Source organism: Devosia sp. Micro-HW1 (assembly GCF_056341075.1).
On the sequence record NZ_CP094375.1, the window covers coordinates 2864982 to 2883011 of the forward strand.

14 protein-coding genes are annotated in these 18030 nt (G+C 63.9%); 10 read left to right on the forward strand and 4 right to left on the reverse strand.

Features of this window, described 5'->3' with window-relative positions; all coding sequences use genetic code 11:
- Window positions 1-2: 2 nt before the first annotated feature.
- Complete coding sequence (gene ubiE / locus MQW79_RS13795) at window positions 3-767, reverse strand: bifunctional demethylmenaquinone methyltransferase/2-methoxy-6-polyprenyl-1,4-benzoquinol methylase UbiE (RefSeq protein WP_476585041.1); 765 nt, start codon at window positions 765-767, stop codon at window positions 3-5.
- Window positions 768-865: 98 nt separating this feature from the next.
- Between ubiE and mutM the strand changes: the two genes are divergently transcribed.
- The 8 genes from mutM to MQW79_RS13835 all read left to right on the forward strand — a co-directional run bounded on the left by mutM (window position 866) and on the right by MQW79_RS13835 (window position 11765).
- On the forward strand, window positions 866-1750 hold the full coding sequence (gene mutM, locus MQW79_RS13800; RefSeq protein ID WP_476585042.1) for a bifunctional DNA-formamidopyrimidine glycosylase/DNA-(apurinic or apyrimidinic site) lyase: 885 nt from the start codon (window positions 866-868) through the stop codon (window positions 1748-1750).
- Window positions 1751-2036: 286 nt separating this feature from the next.
- Window positions 2037-2303 carry a 30S ribosomal protein S20 gene (gene rpsT / locus MQW79_RS13805; RefSeq protein ID WP_476585043.1) on the forward strand — a complete coding sequence of 89 codons (267 nt, stop codon included), beginning with the start codon at window positions 2037-2039 and terminating at the stop codon, window positions 2301-2303.
- A gap of 911 nt (window positions 2304-3214) precedes the next feature.
- Window positions 3215-4666, forward strand: a complete 1452-nt coding sequence (gene dnaA, locus MQW79_RS13810) for a chromosomal replication initiator protein DnaA (RefSeq protein ID WP_476585044.1) — start codon at window positions 3215-3217, stop codon at window positions 4664-4666.
- A 306-nt stretch (window positions 4667-4972) separates the two neighbouring features.
- Window positions 4973-5353 (forward strand): hypothetical protein, encoded by a 381-nt coding sequence (locus MQW79_RS13815; protein ID WP_476585045.1) that lies wholly within the window; start codon window positions 4973-4975, stop codon window positions 5351-5353.
- Between the two features lie 121 nt (window positions 5354-5474).
- Window positions 5475-6596 carry a DNA polymerase III subunit beta gene (dnaN, locus tag MQW79_RS13820; protein WP_476585046.1) on the forward strand — a complete coding sequence of 374 codons (1122 nt, stop codon included), beginning with the start codon at window positions 5475-5477 and terminating at the stop codon, window positions 6594-6596.
- 170 nt (window positions 6597-6766) lie between these two features.
- Complete coding sequence (gene recF / locus MQW79_RS13825) at window positions 6767-7879, forward strand: DNA replication/repair protein RecF (RefSeq protein ID WP_476585047.1); 1113 nt, start codon at window positions 6767-6769, stop codon at window positions 7877-7879.
- Between the two features lie 213 nt (window positions 7880-8092).
- Window positions 8093-10546: a DNA topoisomerase (ATP-hydrolyzing) subunit B gene (gene gyrB / locus MQW79_RS13830; RefSeq protein WP_476585048.1), complete on the forward strand. Its 2454-nt coding sequence runs from the start codon at window positions 8093-8095 to the stop codon at window positions 10544-10546.
- Window positions 10547-10742: 196 nt separating this feature from the next.
- Complete coding sequence (locus tag MQW79_RS13835) at window positions 10743-11765, forward strand: LLM class flavin-dependent oxidoreductase (protein WP_476585049.1); 1023 nt, start codon at window positions 10743-10745, stop codon at window positions 11763-11765.
- Here the strand turns inward: MQW79_RS13835 and MQW79_RS13840 are convergent.
- The gene (locus MQW79_RS13840) at window positions 11762-12295 is read right to left on the reverse strand and encodes a hypothetical protein (protein ID WP_476585050.1); all 534 of its coding nucleotides are present in this window, start codon (window positions 12293-12295) and stop codon (window positions 11762-11764) included. The two genes, MQW79_RS13835 and MQW79_RS13840, sit on opposite strands and share 4 nt — an antisense overlap.
- A gap of 111 nt (window positions 12296-12406) precedes the next feature.
- On the opposite strand from MQW79_RS13840, the gene MQW79_RS13845 reads away from it, so the two are divergent.
- Both MQW79_RS13845 and MQW79_RS13850 read left to right on the forward strand, forming a co-directional pair.
- Entirely contained in the window at window positions 12407-13456 is a 1050-nt protein-coding gene (locus MQW79_RS13845; RefSeq protein WP_476585051.1) for an alpha/beta hydrolase family protein, read from the forward strand.
- Window positions 13457-13621: 165 nt separating this feature from the next.
- The gene (locus MQW79_RS13850; protein WP_476585052.1) at window positions 13622-16357 is read left to right on the forward strand and encodes a transglycosylase domain-containing protein; all 2736 of its coding nucleotides are present in this window, start codon (window positions 13622-13624) and stop codon (window positions 16355-16357) included.
- A gap of 576 nt (window positions 16358-16933) precedes the next feature.
- Here the strand turns inward: MQW79_RS13850 and MQW79_RS13855 are convergent.
- Window positions 16934-17620, reverse strand: coding sequence for a L,D-transpeptidase (locus tag MQW79_RS13855; RefSeq protein WP_476585053.1), 687 nt, complete (start codon window positions 17618-17620; stop codon window positions 16934-16936).
- Window positions 17621-17678: 58 nt separating this feature from the next.
- Window positions 17679-18017 (reverse strand): hypothetical protein, encoded by a 339-nt coding sequence (locus tag MQW79_RS13860; protein WP_476585054.1) that lies wholly within the window; start codon window positions 18015-18017, stop codon window positions 17679-17681.
- Window positions 18018-18030: the final 13 nt, after the last annotated feature.

Sequence of the window (18030 nt, forward strand, 5' to 3'; positions counted from 1 at the left end):
GACTAGAGCTTCCAGCCCGAAAACAGTGTCGCGATATTGCCGGTAAAACTCTGGAATTTCGTGCGCCTGAACCCGGCCTTGTCCAGCAAGGCGGTGAATTCGGGCGGGGCCGGGAATTTGCGGATCGACTCGATGAAATATTGATAGGGCTGCGCGTCGCCGGTCACCACGCGGCCCATGGGCGGGATGACCGCATCGGAATAGGCGCGATAGACCGCGTCGAAGCCCGGCACATCGACCTGCGAAAATTCGAGAACGAGGATGCGCCCCCCGCGCTTCAGCACCCTGTGGGCCTCGTCCAATGCTTTTTGCACGCGCGGCACATTGCGGATGCCGAAGGCAATCGTATAGGCGTCAAAGCTGTTGTCGGGGAAAGGCAGCTCTTCGGCATTGGCCTCGACGAACTCGGCCTGGCCCGGATAGCGCCAGGACTTCGCTCGCTCGGCCCCGACGCGCAGCATGTCGGCATTGATGTCCGAAACCACCACTTCGGCATAGCCGAGCGAGGCGTTGACGATGCGCTCGCCGATGTCCCCGGTCCCCCCGGCCATGTCGAGCACCCGATAGGGGCGGTTCCCGGCCTTGGGCGGCGCCAGTTCGTTGACCATGGCGTCCTTCCAGAGGCGGTGCACACCCACGCTCATCAGGTCGTTCATAAGGTCGTAGCGGTCGGCCACGTCATGGAACACCTGATTGACCAGGCCCTGCTTGTCTTCCATGGCGACGGTGCGTTCGCCGAAATGGGTGGTTTCGCTGGACTGGGTCATGGGAGGCCTCGTTAGCCATCGTCAAAATTCTGGCGCACCATATATAAGGCGTCAGAAAATGCCCATGGCACAAAGCCGCACAGGGTGAAGGAGATTGCATGCCCGAATTGCCCGAGGTGGAGACGGTGCGCCGGGGCCTGGCCCCCTGGCTTGAAGGGGCGACGATCGAAAGTGTCACCCTCAACCGCAAGGATTTGCGCTTTCCCTTTCCCGCTGGCCTCAAACCGGCGCTGGAAGGACAGCGTGTGACGCATGTCGGGCGGCGGGCCAAATACCTGCTTATTGAATTGTCGAACGGGAAGACCCTGCTCAGCCATCTGGGCATGACCGGTTCCTGGCGCTTTGCCGAGCACGGTATCGACAAGCCGCCCCGCTATTACGAGCCGGGCACCGAGCCCAAGCACGACCACATGGTCTGGGCCCTGTCCCATCCCACGCACGGCAGGAGCCATCTGATCTATGCCGACCCGCGGCGTTTTGGCTTTGTCGACCTCTATGACGATGTGGGCGAAAGCCCCTATCTTCAGGGGCTGGGGCCGGAGCCACTGGGCAATGAGTTTTCGGCCCAACAGATGGCATCGGCCTTTGAGGGCAAGAAGGCGCCGATCAAGGCGGCCCTGCTGGATCAGCGGGTCGTGGCGGGGCTGGGCAATATCTATGTGGCCGAGGCTTTGCACCGCGCCCATATCCTGCCCACGGTGGAGGCGCGGACGCTGGTGACCAAGGCGGGAAAGCCGAAAAAGGCGCTGGATGACCTGGCCTATGCGGTGCGCGAAGTGCTGACCGCGGCCATCGAAGTGGGAGGCTCGACCATCCGCGATTTCCGCAGCGTCGAGGGTGCGGGTTACTTTCAGCACAATTTTGCCGTCTATGACCGCGAGGGCGATCCCTGCCCGACCCCGCTGTGCAAGGGGGTGGTCAAACGCATCGTGCAATCGGGACGCTCGACGTTTTACTGTCCCGTGTGCCAGAAGGCGCATTAGTCGCCACAAGCACCGGGCCGCCCTCGGGCGTGACCCGAGGGCCTAAAGCGACGATCGCACGGGTGGTGAGTGGTCCTCGGGTCACGCCCGAGGACGGCATCGCGTGCATGGTAAGGACTGAGCCCGGCACTGCCACCTTAGTCCTGAATCCAGTTGACGGCCCCCGCCCGATCCCCTATAGACCGCCCAACTTGGCGGCTGGCGAAAGCCGCCGATTTCATTTTCATGCCGGATGCCTGTGGCGCATAGCGCCAGCGTGGGTCCGGTGGACGCTCAAGAGGACCAAATGGCCAATACGCCGTCAGCCAAGAAGGCCACCCGCAAGATTGCTGCCCGCACCGCGGTCAACAAGTCGCGTCGTAGCCGCGTGCGCACTTTCATTCGCAAGGTCGAGGAAGCGATCACCGCCGGTGATCACGCCACCGCCTTCGCCGCGCTCAAGGCTGCCGAGCCCGAGATCCACCGCGCAGCGGGCAAGGGCATTGTCCATGCCAATCTGGCATCGCGCAAGGTCTCGCGCCTCAACAGCCGCGTGAAGTCTCTGGCCGTCTGATTTCGGCCAAGGCAGGCCTCTGCGAAAACCCTGCCGATCTGCACCAATCTGGGCTCCGTGAGGAGCCCTTTTTGTTGTATGGTAGCCAGGTAAGGATTTTCGCCACACAGTCGTCATGTGACGTGACGGTGACAGTGGGAGGCAAAAAGGACGGTGACGGAAAGCCCCGGATTTATCGGGGCTTACCAGGGGCTTGAAGACCTTGTGACAAGGTCGTGAAAGCGGTTGCGAAGGTCTCGATCACGAGCAGGTGAAATATTATTTTAACCTCTCGATGCGAGCTAAGCATTCGAATCTGCGTGGAGTCACAGGCTCTTGCCGGACCTTGTTTTTGGAGCCCGAGCGGTCCCTAAAAACCCACTTCCGAGTCAAGACCCTTTTTCATCGATTCACGGCTTGCTGGTCCAATTTCTGGCCTCTAAGGTGATCTGGCTGGCGGGGAAAAAGAGGGGTGGAATGACCCTCTCGAACCACCAGCCGGCTTCCGGTTTGGAGGTTGGGTTTGGGGCAGTTCCGGCACTTCTGCCGGAGATTTCAGCCAAGTATTTGGGTTTGGTTGTCCTTGCGGCAACCAGTCAATGTGAGTTGGCAACGTTCATTCGACCATCGGCTGGGGCAGTCGGGTTCTAGTGAAAAGGTAATAGGAAAGCGGCGGCCTTGCGGCTGCCGGGACGAACAAGTGTGTCCGCGCGAGCGGAGGCAGGGGCGAAGCCGTGTCCAGATAAACCGGGCCATCAGGGACCCGGAAGGACACATCAAACAGATCAGGGGCTTATCCGGCTTTGCGGGCTGGATGGCGGCAAAACATGGGGCAAGAGACGATGATGCGACAGGCGACCGCGGGAAGGGATGATTGGACCAATGCCAATTCTCCTTCCTCCCAAACTTCCAGCAAAGGCGGCACCCCTGTCATGGCCACTCCCGACGTCAGCTCTCCCGATCACCGCGATCTCTGGGTCCGCGTGCGTGCGCGCCTCAAGGCCGCTGTCGGCGAAGACGTCTTTACCTCGTGGTTTGCCCGTCTTGAGCTCGAAGAAATCGTCGACGACCTCGTCCACCTCTCGGCGCCGACCCGCTTCCTGTGCTCCTGGGTCCAGTCGAACTACGCCGACCGCATCGTCGAAGCCTTCCGCAATGACATTCCCGAGGCCGCGCGCCTTCAGGTGACCATGCGCGTCAATGGCCAGGCTCGTCCCCGCCTTGCTCCGGTGGCTGAAGTGGCGCCCGAGGCGCCCGCCGCCCAGCAGGCAGCGCCTGCCCCGCTCGCCACCCCTGCGACCCCGCGCCTCGTGCGCGACAATGCCAAGTCCGGGGACGCCCTCAATGGCAGCGCCATCGACCCACGCATGACCTTCGACACCTTCGTGGCCGGCGGTGCCAATGAAATGGCCTTCGGCGTTGCCAAACAGATCGCCAGCGCCGCCATCAACAATGCCGTGACCTTCAACCCGGTCTATATCCATTCGACCGTAGGCCTTGGTAAGTCTCACCTGCTCAATGGCATTGCCCATGCGGTGAGCCAGGCCGACCCGTCCAAGAACATCGTCTATCTGACGGCCGACCACTTCATGTACCATTTCATCACCGCCGTGCAGCGCCAGAGCGCGCTCGGCTTCAAGGAATGGCTCCGTCGGGTCGATCTGCTGCTGATCGACGACATGCAGTTCCTGCAGGGCAAGTCGGCCACCGAGTTCGGCCACACGCTGGGTGCGCTGCTCACCGGGGCCAAGCAGGTCGTGGTGGCCGGCGATGCGCCGCCGCGCGATCTCGAAATGCTCGACGAGCGTGTGCGCTCGCGCCTGTCCGGTGGCCTTGTGGTCCCGATCACCTCGTTCGACCAGGACCTGCGCCGCGACATCGTCCAGCGCCGCGCCGACCAGGCCAGCGCCCGCTTCGGCCTGCATTTCCCCTCGCCCGTGGTCGATTACATCGCCCGCTCGGTCATCAGCCATGGGCGTGACCTCGATGGCGCCGTCAATCGCCTCGTCGCTGCCTACCAGCTGACCGGCGAGCTGGTCACCGTGCCGCTGGCCGAAAAGACCCTGGCCGACCTGATCCGCGCCCGTGACGCCAAGCGCGTTCGCATCGAGGACATTCTCAAGATCGTCAGCCGACACTACAAGGTGCCGCGCAACGAACTGCTCTCGGCTCGCCGCTCGCGCGACGTGGTGCGCCCTCGCCAGATCGCCATGTACTTGGCCAAGGCGCTGACATCGCGCTCGCTGCCCGAAATCGGCCGTCGCTTCGGTGGTCGTGACCACACCACGGTCCTGCATTCTGTCCGCAAGGTCGAGCAGATGATCAAGGACGATATGGAGCTGGGCCAGGAAATCGAACTCCTGAAGCGCATGCTGGAGGAGTAAGGGCCGGCGCTTCGCGCAAAATCGCTCCAGTGGAGCGATTTTAGGACCTTACGCCCGGAGAGCTACGCGCAGGGCGCGAACCCTCGATGCTCGCTCTGCCGTGCCTCAGGCGCACAGATCGACCGCCCCCACCCTCATTCCCTCCCCACAAGGGGGAGGGAGGCGATGAGCAGTCGCGGTGAGTGCCTGTCGCCCCATTGGCACTCCTGTCACCGCCGTGGATATCGCGGTCACAAGCAGGACAGGACCTGTGCGTAGTCCCAAAGGTGCCTTAATCTGACCCGATCCGCCGGGCAGGGACTGTGCATGGTTCGCTTCGTACTCTTTCTTCTTCCGCTGCTCTTCCCGGTCGCTACAACGGCCATCGAGGAACTCACGCCCGCGCAATTGGCCGAGCAAAATCTGGCCATTGTCGTCTCCGTGCAGGAGCAATTGCTCGCCTGCTGGAGCCTGCCCCCCGGCTATGCGGACAAGTCCATTTCTGTGGGCCTGGCCTTTTTCGGCGACGGGACCCTCGATGGCGATCCCTACCTTGAACCGCAGAGCGAGCGGACGGCCGGTCAGTATCCGGTGCTGATGCAATCGGTTGTCCGGGCCATTGCCAGCTGCCTCCCCTTCGAGGGTCTGGAGGAGCTGGGTGCCGGTCCTGCCGAGCGCTTCGACATCACGGTGCATTTTCAAAGCTGATTCCACAGCTTGGGTGCGACCAGAAGTCCGCTGGCCTTGCCAATTCCTTGTGAAACTGTAAACGTCCGAAGCCCGGCTGTGCCGGGTTTTTGCTGCTGCGTAGGTCCAGGAAGACGATCCCATGAAAGTCACGCTCGAACGCAATCATCTGCTCAAGTCGCTGAGCCATGTGCATCGCGTGGTCGAGCGTCGCAATACCTATCCGATCCTGGCCAATGTGCTGTTCAAGGCCAGCGATGACCGCGTCGAACTGCGCGCGACCGACCTCGATATCGAGGTGACCGAGAGCGTGCCGGCCATGGTTTCGACGCCGGGCTCGACCACCGTGCCGGCCCATACGCTTTACGAAATCGTGCGCAAGCTCAGCGACGGCGCCGAAGTGCGCCTCGAAACCGATGGCGGCGAGAACATGGTTCTCACCTCCGGCCGCTCGCGCTTCAACCTGGCCTGCCTCTCGCCCGAAAGCTTCCCGGATCTGAAATCCGGCGCCTTCGCGCATGAATTCGACATTGCCGCCGCCTCGCTGCGCGAGCTGATCGAGCGCACCCAGTTTGCCATCTCCAACGAAGAGACCCGCTACTATCTCAACGGCATCTATTTCCATGCCGTCGAAAACTCGCAGTCGGGTTCGCTGTTCCGCGCCGTGGCCACTGATGGCCACCGCATGGCCCGCGCCGAAATCGCCGCGCCATCAGGCGCGGAAGGCATGAGCGGCATCATCGTGCCGAAGAAGACCGTCGGCGAGGTCCAGAAGCTGCTCGATGGCGTCGATGGCGATGTGAAGGTCGAAGTTTCCGACACCAAGATCCGCTTCACCGTCGGCCCGGTCGTGCTGCTCTCCAAGCTGATCGAGGGGACCTTCCCCGACTACGACCGGGTGACCCCCAAGAACAACGACAAGCAGATGCTGGTCGACAAGGCCGGCTTCGCCATCGCCGTCGACCGCGTCTCCACCATTGCCTCCGACCGCGGCGGCAAGGCCGTCAAGCTCCAGGCCCGCGACGGCCTGCTCGAACTTTCGGTGACCAATCCCGATCATGGCACCGCCAGCGAGGAAGTGGCTGTCGACTTCGAGACCGACGGGTTCGAAATCGGCTTCAACGCCCGGTACCTGCTCGACATCATCACCCAGATCCGTTCGGAAAGCGCCGTTTTCCTGTTCAACGACGCCAATTCGCCGACCCTGGTGAAGGAAGAAGGCGAATCCAGCGCGCTCTACGTGCTGATGCCGATGCGTGTGTGATTTCTGCTGACGAGTGAAGTGAAGGCCCCCTCACCCGGCCCTACGGGCCGACCTCTCCCCCAAAGGGAGAGGTGTCGCTCCGCGACAGCCTCAGGCGCCCACCTCTCCCTGGGAGGAAAGGTCGCCGCAAAGCGGCGGGTGAGGGGGTCTTTCGTTCGCGGGTGCAAAAAATGATCCGCCACATCTCCCGCCTCCGCCTCACCGCCTTTCGCAATTATGCGTCGGCCGCTCTCGATCTGGACGAGCGCCATGTGGTGCTGACCGGTCCCAACGGCTCGGGCAAGACCAATCTGCTCGAAGCCGTGTCGGTGCTCTCGCCCGGCAGGGGGCTGAGGGGCGCGAGCTTTGACACGCTGCAGGCGCGGGGGTCGGACCTGCCCTGGGCGGTGGCGGCGACCATCGAGACCGCGGACGGCCCCTCCGATATCGGCACCGGGGCCCAGCCCGATGGCGGGCGGCGGGTGCGCATCAATGGCGCCAATGCGCGCTCGATAGAGGCCATGAGCGACTACCTGCGCGTGCTCTGGCTGACCCCGGCCATGGATGGCCTGTTTTCGGGCCCGGCAGGGGAGCGCCGACGGTTTCTTGACCGGCTGGTGACGACGCTCATCCCCAGCCATTCCGCGGCCGTCTCCGATTATGAAAAGGCCATGCGGCAGCGCAACAAGCTGCTCGAAGAGGGTGGCGATATGCGCTGGCTTTCGGCCGTGGAGGCGCAGATGGCCGAGCTGGGTGCCTCGATCCACCTCAATCGCACCGACAGTCTCCAGCATCTTCAGGCGCTGATCGCCGAAAGTCTGGATGACGGCTCCTTCCCGGCGGCGCTGCTGTCGCTGACGCCGCTCTTCGAGGATGGGGCGGGCGCGACCACCTCGGCCGAGCTCGAATCCCTGCTGGCGCAACGCTGGCACGCGGCACGCGGACTTGATCGGGCGGCTGGACGCACCATATCTGGTCCACACCGGGTCGACCTCGATGTGCTCCATGCCCAGAAATCCATGCCGGCGGCTTTGGGTTCGACCGGGGAACAGAAGGCGCTGCTCATTGGGCTGATCCTGGCCCACGCGCGCCTGGTGCGCCTCAGAACCAGCATCGTGCCTTTCCTGCTTCTCGACGAGATTGCCGCCCATCTCGACCCCGACCGGCGGCGGGCGCTTTTTGCGGCCCTCGACGGGCTGGAAACCCAGTGCTTCCTCACCGGCACCGATACGGTGCTGTTCGAAGCGCTGGAAGACCGGGCGCAGCGGATCGGCGTGCGGGATGGGCGACTGGCGGTGGGGTAAGCGGATCACCCCACCCTCAATCCCTCCCCCTCAAGGGGAGGGAGGCGCAGGCATCAGTCGCCAGTGTTCATCGTCTCCCTCCCCCTTGTGGGGAGGGATCAAGGGTGGGGGTTCTTATGCCCAGCAAAAGCCACGAAAACCGGCAAAATCCTTGGGGTTCCAGCCCCGTTCCGCTAGAACAATTCCCACGTGAAATCGACTGATTCGGACCCCATGAGCGACAGCGAAAATCCGACCCCGAGTGAATATGGCGCCGACAGCATCAAGGTGCTCAAGGGCCTCGATGCCGTGCGCAAGCGCCCGGGCATGTATATCGGGGATACCGACGACGGCTCAGGCCTGCATCACATGGTCTATGAAGTCGTCGACAATGCCATCGACGAAGCCCTGGCCGGGCATGCCGACCTCGTGACGGTGACGCTCAATGCCGACGGTTCGATCTCGGTCAACGACAATGGTCGCGGCATTCCCACCGGTATTCACGCCTCGGAAGGCGTTTCGGCGGCCGAGGTCATCATGACCCAGCTCCATGCCGGCGGCAAATTCGACCAGAATTCCTACAAAGTGTCCGGTGGCCTGCATGGCGTGGGCGTTTCGGTGGTCAACGCCCTTTCGGTGTATCTGAAGCTCAATATCCGCCGCGACGGCCAGATCCACGAGATGAGCTTCACCCATGGCGTGGCCGATGCCCCGCTCAAAGTGATCGGCACCTATGTCGAGAACAAGCAGCCCGGCACCTATGAAGGCCGCTCGGGCTCGGAAATCACCTTCCTGCCCTCGACCGATACCTTCACTATGGTGGAGTTCGACTTCAAGACGCTCGAACACCGCCTGCGCGAACTGGCCTTTCTGAATTCGGGTGTCCGCATCCACCTGCGCGACCATCGCCATCCCGAACCGGTCGAGGTGGAGCTCTACTACGAGGGCGGCCTCGAAGCCTTTGTGAGGTATCTCGACAAGTCCAAGGCGCCGGTCATCGAGACGCCGATCGTCATGCGCTCGGAAAAGGACGGCATCACCGTCGAAGTGGCGCTGCAGTGGAACGACAGTTACCACGAAAACGTGCTGTGCTTTACCAACAACATCCCGCAGCGCGATGGCGGCACGCACCTCGCCGGCCTGCGCGGCGCCCTGACGCGCCAGGTGACGGGCTACGCGGCCTCTTCGGGCATTGCCAAGAAGGAAAAGGTCGAGCTCTCGGGCGATGACACCCGCGAGGGCCTCACCTGCGTGCTCTCGGTCAAGGTGCCGGACCCCAAATTCTCGTCCCAGACCAAGGACAAGCTGGTCTCGTCCGAAGTCCGTCCGGTGGTCGAGAACATCGTCAACGAAAAGCTCGGTCAGTGGTTCGAGGAGCATCCGAACGAGGCCAAGACCATTGTCGGCAAGGTGGTGGAAGCCGCTGCCGCCCGCGAGGCGGCGCGCAAGGCGCGCGAGCTGACGCGCCGCAAGGGGGCCCTGGAAATCTCCTCGCTCCCCGGCAAGCTCGCCGACTGCCAGGAACGCGATCCGGCCAAGAGCGAAATCTTCATCGTCGAGGGTGACTCGGCCGGCGGCTCCGCCAAGCAGGGCCGCGACCGCTCCAACCAGGCGGTGCTGCCACTTCGCGGCAAGATCCTCAATGTGGAACGCGCGCGCTTTGACCGCATGATCTCGTCGGACCAGGTCGGCACGTTGATCACGGCTCTGGGCACAGGCATTGGCCGGGAAGAGTTCAACCCGGACAAGCTCAGATACCACAAGATCATCATCATGACCGACGCCGACGTCGACGGCGCCCATATCCGCACGCTGCTGCTCACCTTCTTCTATCGGCAGACGCGCGAACTGATCGAGCGCGGGCATATCTACATCGCCCAGCCGCCGCTCTACAAAGCCACGCGCGGCCGCTCCGAGCTCTATCTCAAGGACGAGCGGGCGCTGGAGGACTACCTGCTTGAAGGGGGCCTCGAGGACGCGGTGTTCAAGACCCGTGACGGCGCCGAACATGCCGGGGCGGACCTCATGTCCATCCTGCAGCAGGCGCGCGACATCGTGAATGCCATCAACAATCTCAACACCCGTTACAACCGCAACCTTGTGGAACAGGCGGCGATTGTGGGTGGGCTCGATGTCGATGGCATGGCCGATCCGCAAAAGAGCGCCGAAACACTCAAGCGCGTCGCCAACCGTCTCGACCGCATTTCCGACGAGCTGGAACGCGGCTGGACTGGTGAAGTCAACGACGAGGACGCGCTGGCCTTCTCGCGCACCGTGCGCGGTGTCACCGAGACGCATTATATCGACCGGGCCCTCCTCCAGAGCGCTGACGCGCGCAAGCTGCGGCAGTTGGCCGGGCGGCTCGACGAGCTGTTTGGCGGTGTGCCGACGCTGACCCGCAAGGGCGAGACGATTCCCATCTATGGTCCGGCGAGCCTGTTCAAGGCCGTCACCGATGCCGGCCGCAAGGGTGTCTCGCTGCAGCGCTATAAAGGCCTTGGCGAAATGAATGCCGAGCAGCTCTGGGAAACCACGCTTGACCCCAATGCGCGTACGCTGCTGCGCGTTGAAATGGGCCAGACCGACGAGGCCGACCAGATTTTCACCGCCCTCATGGGTGACCTGGTCGAACCGCGCCGCGATTTTATTCAGGACAATGCGCTGAACGTTTCCAACCTGGACGTCTGAGCCGTGCGCAAGTGGCAAGGCGCTCAAGGGGACAAATAGAGAAGGCCGGCATCCGCGATGCCGGCCTTCTGGTTTTTGTTTCCATAGGCCGAGGGTCACCCGTTCGAGGATCAAGATCAATCCGTTACCGGGCTCTGGCTTTTTCCTTGCGGGCAAACCACATAGATTGCTCGGCACAAGAGTAACGAGGTCCGCCATGAAGAAGATCGGTTTCCTGTCCTTTGGCCATTGGAGCCCCGCGCCCAATTCGGGGACCCGCAGCGCTGCCGATGCGCTGCTGCAATCGATCGACCTGGCCGTGGCGGCCGAGGAACTGGGCGCTGATGGCGCCTATTTCCGCGTCCATCACTTTGCCCGCCAGCTCGCCTCGCCCTTCCCGCTGCTCGCTGCCGCCGGGGCAAAAACCAAGACAATCGAGCTGGGCACCGCGGTCATCGACATGCGCTACGAGAACCCGCTCTACATGGCCGAGGATGCCGGCGCAGCGGACCTGATTGCCGGGGGGCGCCTGCAATTGGGCATTTCGCGCGGCTCGCCCGAACAGGTCGTGGATGGCTGGCGCTATTTCGGCTATCAGCCGGCAGAAGGTCAGAGCGATGCCGATATGGCGCGCCTGAATGCCGAAATCTTCCTGAAGGCGATCACCGGCCAGGGCTTTGCCCAGCCCAATCCACGCCCCATGTTTCCCAATCCGCCCGGCATGCTGCGGCTCGAACCCTATTCAGAAGGGCTGCTCGAGCGCATCTGGTGGGGTGCTGCCAGCGACGCGACCGCCGTATGGGCGGCCCAGCTGGGCCTGAACCTGCAATCCTCGACGCTCAAATTTGATGAGTCGGGAAAACCCTTCCATGTCCAGCAGGCCGAGCAGATTCGCGCCTACCGCGCTGCCTGGAAGGAAGCGGGGCATACGCGGACGCCGCGCGTCTCGGTGAGCCGCTCGATCTTTGCGCTCGTCAATGACCAGGACCGCATGTATTTCGGCTCGGGCCGCCCGGAAGAAGACCAGTTCGGCTATATCGAGCCCGAAAAGCGCGCTGTCTTTGGCCGTGGCTACACGGCCGAGCCCGACAAGCTGATCGAGGACCTCAGGCAGGACGAAGCCATTGCCGAGGCCGATACGCTGCTCCTGACCGTGCCCAATCAGCTGGGCGTCGACTACAATGCCCATGTCATCGAGAGCATTCTGAAGCATGTGGCGCCGGGTCTCGGCTGGCGCTAAGGCAGGCTGAACCCCGAGCGGTCGCAGCCATTGGCTTGCCAGTAGCGCCCGACCGGCGTCTGCGTGCCGGTGGCAAGGATCTCGATCTGCGCGGCAAAGGCCATGGCCCGGCATTCGTCGGGTCCGGCCACAACATGGACCATTTCATGCAGGATGGTCAGCCGCCGCAGGGCGGGCGTGCCTTCCGCGGAAAACTGCGGGCAGAGAGTGAGGCGCACCGAACCATCGCGGGGCGGCAGGTCCACATAGGCGGCAAAGCGCGCGCAGTCTCCCCCGGCGCTCGTGCTGCGGTAGAGGTCGACCATGACCTCGCCGCCCCAATGGCCGGAGGCAAACCGCCCCGCGCTGAGGGCATTTCCGAAGGCGGCGACATCGACGCCCATCATCTCTGCCGGAAGCTGCCCGCGCACCGCCGAAAAGGCGGCAATGGCGTCATTGACGGCGTCCCGCACCACATCGGCCTGTGCGGGCGGGGCCGCGAGCAGAAAACCGGCGAAAAGGGCGATAAGCGAGAGGCGGGCGTGACGCATGGGGTGCTTGTCGCCGTGATTTGCGGCCGAGGCAAGGCATGGCGTGGATCAGCCGCGTGACGCTTGAAATTCTGGGCCCCAGCGGGCGATGGTGTCGCCCTGGAGAAGCCAATGACACAGATCGGCATCAGGGATGGGCTGTTCGCGGACGGATCGCGCCGCGATTGGGACAATGCCGGGCCAAGGCCCGTCGCATGGACAGCGTGGTATCCTGCGGCCGCCGGAACAGGTGAACCCGTGTCGCGCCTCGGGCAGGTGTTTGAGCCGGGTCCGGTCCTGCGCGATGCCGTCCTCGTCCCCGGCAATGCCCTGCCCGTTATTCTGCTTTCGCATGGCACAGGCGGTTCGCCGCAAAGCCTTGCCTGGCTGGCCCGGGCCATGGCCGCCTCAGGCCAGGTTGCCATTGCCGCCCACCATCATGGCAATACCGCCAGCCAAGCCTATCGCCCGGAGGGCTTCCTCTGTTGGTGGGAGCGCGCGACGGATCTCTCCAACCTGCTGACCCACCTCGCCGCGGCAGGGCCGCTGGCCGGGCGGCTCGATCTGCCGCGCGTGTCCGCCATCGGCTTTTCGCTGGGCTGCTATGCCGTGCTGGCACTGGCGGGCGCGCGCGGCAGCATGGCGCGATATGCCGATTGGGCGGCTGCGGCGGGCGTGCCGGCGCAGGGACCCCGGGAAATGCCCGATGCCGCGCGCCACATTCCCGATCTGCTGGACCGATCACGCGCTTTTCAGCAGAGCTGGGCGCGCCAGGACGCGGATTTCTCGGACAGACGGGTGCGCGCCATCGTGGCCATCGCCCCGCCGCCGCCTGTGCGCGCCTTTGCCCCGAAAAGCCTGAGTGCGATCACCGTGCCGACCCTGCTGATCTCGGGCGGTGCGGATGAAGAGGCCCCGGCAGACATCGGCGCCGACTGGCTCATGGCCCAAAATCCGCGCTTTGCCCTGATGGATATCGGGCCTTCGGTCGGCCACTATACCTTCCTCGACCGGCCCGCCCATGGCGTGCCAGAGGGTCTTGATGATCTCTTTGTGGATGCGGCCGGGGTCGATCGCGACGCGGTGCACCGGCAGACGGCTGAACGGGTTCTTGCCACCCTTGCCCAGGCGGGGTGTGTCCAAGCTGTCACAGCGACGCAAAACCTGCATTTCCCCCCATAAACCGGCCACATTTGCCCCTGAGAAGCATTGTCCATGTGCTGCTGAGTGCTCTTGGGCAGAGTGAGACGTTTGGGTCGATCTTAACCTCCCGGTGACCATGTGTTTCCCTAACTGGGCGAACAGGGTAAAAGCAGCTTGGATCCCTTTTCCGCTTAGGTTTGCCTGATGGATTTTCGCATTTCGGCCGATGACCGCGTTGGCGCCTCCAAGGACCGCCAGAACAAGCCCCAGGCCCGTGCGGCGGGCAAGGGTGAGCGCGTCGAGCCGACCATGATGGGCCAGACCATGGCCTTCTCGGTCGATGACGTGCGTCCCGAGGGCCGGAGCGGTGGCGGGGGCGGCGGCAAGCCACCCAAGGCCAGGAAACCACAACGCAAGGGCAAGGCCGAAGTCGCACGCCCGAAAAAGCGCCGCTCGCGTTCGGGCGGCTTTCTCATGGGCCTGCTTTGGTGGGGCTTTGTCGCCTGCCTCTGGGGTGGACTCGCCGCCATTGCCGTCGTCGTCTACTACGGCGCCCAGCTGCCCGCATCCAATACCTGGGCCATTCCCGAGCGTCCGCCCAATATCCGCATTCTCGCGGCCGATGGGAGCCTCATTTCCAATCGCGGCCAGACCGGCGGCGAAGCCGTGACCTTCCGCGAATTGCCCCAATATGTGCCGGCGGCCTTCATCGCCTCGGAAGACCGGCGCTTCATGAGCCATTTCGGCGTCGACCCCATCGGTCTGCTGGCCGTGGCGGTGGAATCGGTGCAGGCGCGCGAAGTCACGCGCGGCGCCTCGACCCTGACCCAGCAGGTGGCCAAGAACCTCTTCCTCACGCCCGACCAGACCCTCGGTCGCAAGGTGCAGGAGGCCATTCTCGCGGTCTGGCTCGAACAGAATTTCACCAAGGAAGAAATCCTCGAACTCTACATGAACCGCGTCTATTTCGGCGCCGGGGCCTATGGCATCGAGGCGGCGGCCCAGACCTATTTCGGTGTCTCGGCCCGCAATCTCTCGCTTGGCCAGTCGGCCATGCTGGTGGGCATCCTGCCCGCGCCGTCCGCCTATAATCCCAAGACCAATCCTGACGTCGCCAAGGAGCGCCAGCGCCTCGTGCTCAATGCCATGGCGCAGGAAGGCTATATCTCTGCCGAGGAAGCGAATGCGGCGCGCATCGACCCCAACCAGACGGTGCGCACCGTGGTGGCGGGCTCGGAATCCTATGTCGCCGACTGGGTCGAAAGCCTGATGACCGCCTATATCGGCGACATTAAGAGCGACGTCGTGGTGCAGACCACGATCGACTACAAGATGCAGAAGGACGCCGAGTTCATCGTCAAGGAACAGGTGGCCAATGAGGGCCCCAAGCGCGGCTTCAGCCAGGGCGCGCTGGTGGCCATGGATGTCGACGGCACCGTGCGCGCCATGGTGGGCGGCGTCGACTACCAGGCCAGCCAGTACAATCGCGCGGTGACCGCCAAGCGCCAGCCCGGCTCGACCTTCAAGCCCTTTGTCTATCTCGCTGCCATGGAAAAGGGCTATACGCCCGATACCCTGGCCGAGGACGCCCAGTTTGACTACAATGGCTGGAGTCCGCGCAATGCCAATGGCAAATATGCCGGCACGGTGACGCTGCGCCAGGGCCTGGCCTATTCGCTCAACACCATTGCCGGGCGCCTCGCCATCGACGTGACCCCCGAAAAGGTGGTCGAAGTGGCCATGCGCATGGGCATTTCCTCTAACCTCACGCCCGTGCCCTCGATCGCCCTTGGCACGCAGGAAGTGAACCTCCTGGAGCTGACCAGCGCCTATGCCCCCTTCGCCAATGGCGGCAATGGCGTCATTCCAAATGTCATCACCAAGATTTCCGATGTCGAGGGCAACGTCCTCTACGAAGCCTCGACGGCCGGCCCCGGCCGGGTGATCGATCCCAACGTGCTCTCCGAAATGAACGACATGCTCAAGACCGCCGTCGAGGTGGGCACGGGCCGTGGCGCCAATCTGGGTGGCTGGGATTTCGGCGGCAAGACCGGTACCAGCCAGAACGCCCGCGACGCGCTCTTTGTGGGCTATACTTCGTCCATGGTGACAGGCGTGTGGCTGGGCAATGACAATGACACCAAGACCACGCTGTCGGGCGGCAATGTGCCGGCCACCATCTGGTCCGAGTTCATGACCAAGGCCCATGAAGGCCGCTCGCCCGCCCCCATTCCGGGCGGCTCCTATGCTGGCCAGCTCATCGCCCAGCAGCTTGTCGATCCCAATACCGGCCTGCCGGTGATCGATCCGGTGACCGGCCAGCCGCAGGTGCAATATGTCGATGGCGGCACCGGCCAGCCGGTCCAGACCACGACCGATCCGGCCACCGGCCAGATCGTGGCCATCGATCCGGCCACCGGCATGCCGATGCAGGGTCTGACCCCCATCGGCGGCCAGCAGACGGCCACCGCGCCGCTCGGCACCACGATCGATCCGGCCACGGGCCAGCCCATCCAGCAGATCGACCCGGCCACCGGAATGCCGATCCAGCAGCAGATCGATCCGGCCACCGGCCTGCCGGTCCAGCAGATCGATCCCAATACCGGCATGCCGATCGACCAGGGCCAGATCGTTCAATATGACGCCAATGGCCAGGCCATCGATCCGGTCACCGGCTTCCCGCTGCAGCAGGACCCCAATGCCGGTTTCGCCAATCAGGCGCCGATCGATCCCGAAACCGGTCTGCCCATGGTGCTGATCGTCGATCCTGCCACTGGCCAGCAGGTCTGGGTGCCCAGCGCTCCTGCGACCCAGCAGGCGGTTCCGCAGGGCCAGATCATCCCGCCCGGTCAGGTCCAGGCGCAACCCCAGCAGGTCTACCAGGAACCCCAGCGTCAGCGCACCCTGATGGACCTGATCTTCGGCGGCGAACAGAACTAGGCGCTGGACGCTAGGTCATGAAAAGCCCCGGGAGCGATCCCGGGGCTTTTTGTTTATGCGCTACTCCCTGGTCCGTTTGCCAGACGGCAGTGGTTTCAGGCCCGGAGTGTGCCTCGAAATTCCTACATGGATCCCGGCATTCGCCGGGATGACGCCGTGGGTACGGAGGGCCTTGCGGATCGTTCATCCACCACGCCGCCCTCGGACTTGATCCGAGGGCCTGTCGCCACATCGCGAATGCTGGAATTGGTCCTCGGGGTGAGCCCGGGGACGGAGCTGCGCGGCGGATAGGATAGGGTTTCAGTCTGCCAAGCCGTCTCTCACCCCCGCGAAAGCCGGGGCCCAGCCTGAGATCCCGGCCTTGGCCGGGATGACACTGGTGGATCTGACCCGGTACAGGAACCGCCCCCGGACTTGATCCGGGGGCCTCCCACTGCATCGTGGATGGTGGGAGTGGTCCTCGGGTCGAGCCCCAGGACGGGGCCGTGGCCGAGGGACATGTCGTGTCCTGCTGCGTCCCGGTCAAATAAAAAAGCCCCGGCACGTGCCGGGGCTTTTCAGGTGCGTCGGGGCTGGCTACAGCACCACGATCTTCGCGCCATTGGGGACGCGGTCATAGAGATCCATGACGTCCTGGAACAGCAGCCGCACGCAGCCCGAGGACACGGCATGGCCGATGGTCGCCACGTCCATGGTGCCATGGATGCGGTAGAGCGTGTCGCGATTGCCCTGGTGGATATAGAGCGCCCGGGCGCCCAGGGCATTGAGCAGGCCAGGCGGCTGGCCATGGCGATACATTTCCAGCTCCGGCTGGCGGGTGATCATCTCCGCCGGCGGGGTCCAGACCGGCCACTTGCGCTTATAGGCAATGTGACCCTCGCCGCTCCATTCAAAGCCGGCACGCCCCAGGCCCACGCCATAGCGCATGGCCCGTCCATTGGGCATGGTGAAATAGAGGAAGTAATTGGCTGTATCGACCACCACCCGGCCTTCGGGCTGGCCGGTGACATTGTCGACTTCCTGGCGCCAGTAGATCGGGTCCATCTGGGAGATGTCGGCCGCGGGAACCGGATATTCCTCTTCCGGGCGGGCGGCATAGAGCGCCAGAATCTCGGCCGGAATGGTTGGTCGGACCGGGGCGGCGGCACTGGACACGCGCGGCGTGCCGGTGGTCGAGCAGCCGGCCAGAGCCAGGGCGGCAAGGCTGGACAGGCCAGCCAGAACAGTGCGGCGCGACAGGGTCGCGTCGAGAACGATAGACATGAATTCATCCTTGGCCCAATTGGGCGCTGAGCTTGTTTTATGGCTTTTTCTGAAAGGCTCAGGCGCTTATGGGCGGGCGCAGCAGCAAGGTGCCGGTCCAGGATGTGCCAGCGGCATGGAGGGCCGGTTCGGGCGCCGCATTGGCGGGCGGCACCGGCAGAGCGGGCGCGGTGACGCCAATGGCGTGATGCCCGGCAAAGGGCATCATGATGCCGGCGCCGAGATCGATCTGCCCGCGCTGGATTTCCACCACGACGGGGATCGCCCTGTTCTCCTCGTCCACGTGGTTGAGCACCACGATAGGGGTGGAGACATAGCGATGCGCGTGCGCGACCGTCGTGCCCGTGACGGTGGCAAAGGTGAACAGAACAGCGATAAGGGCAACGAGGTGACGCATGCGTTCCTGATAC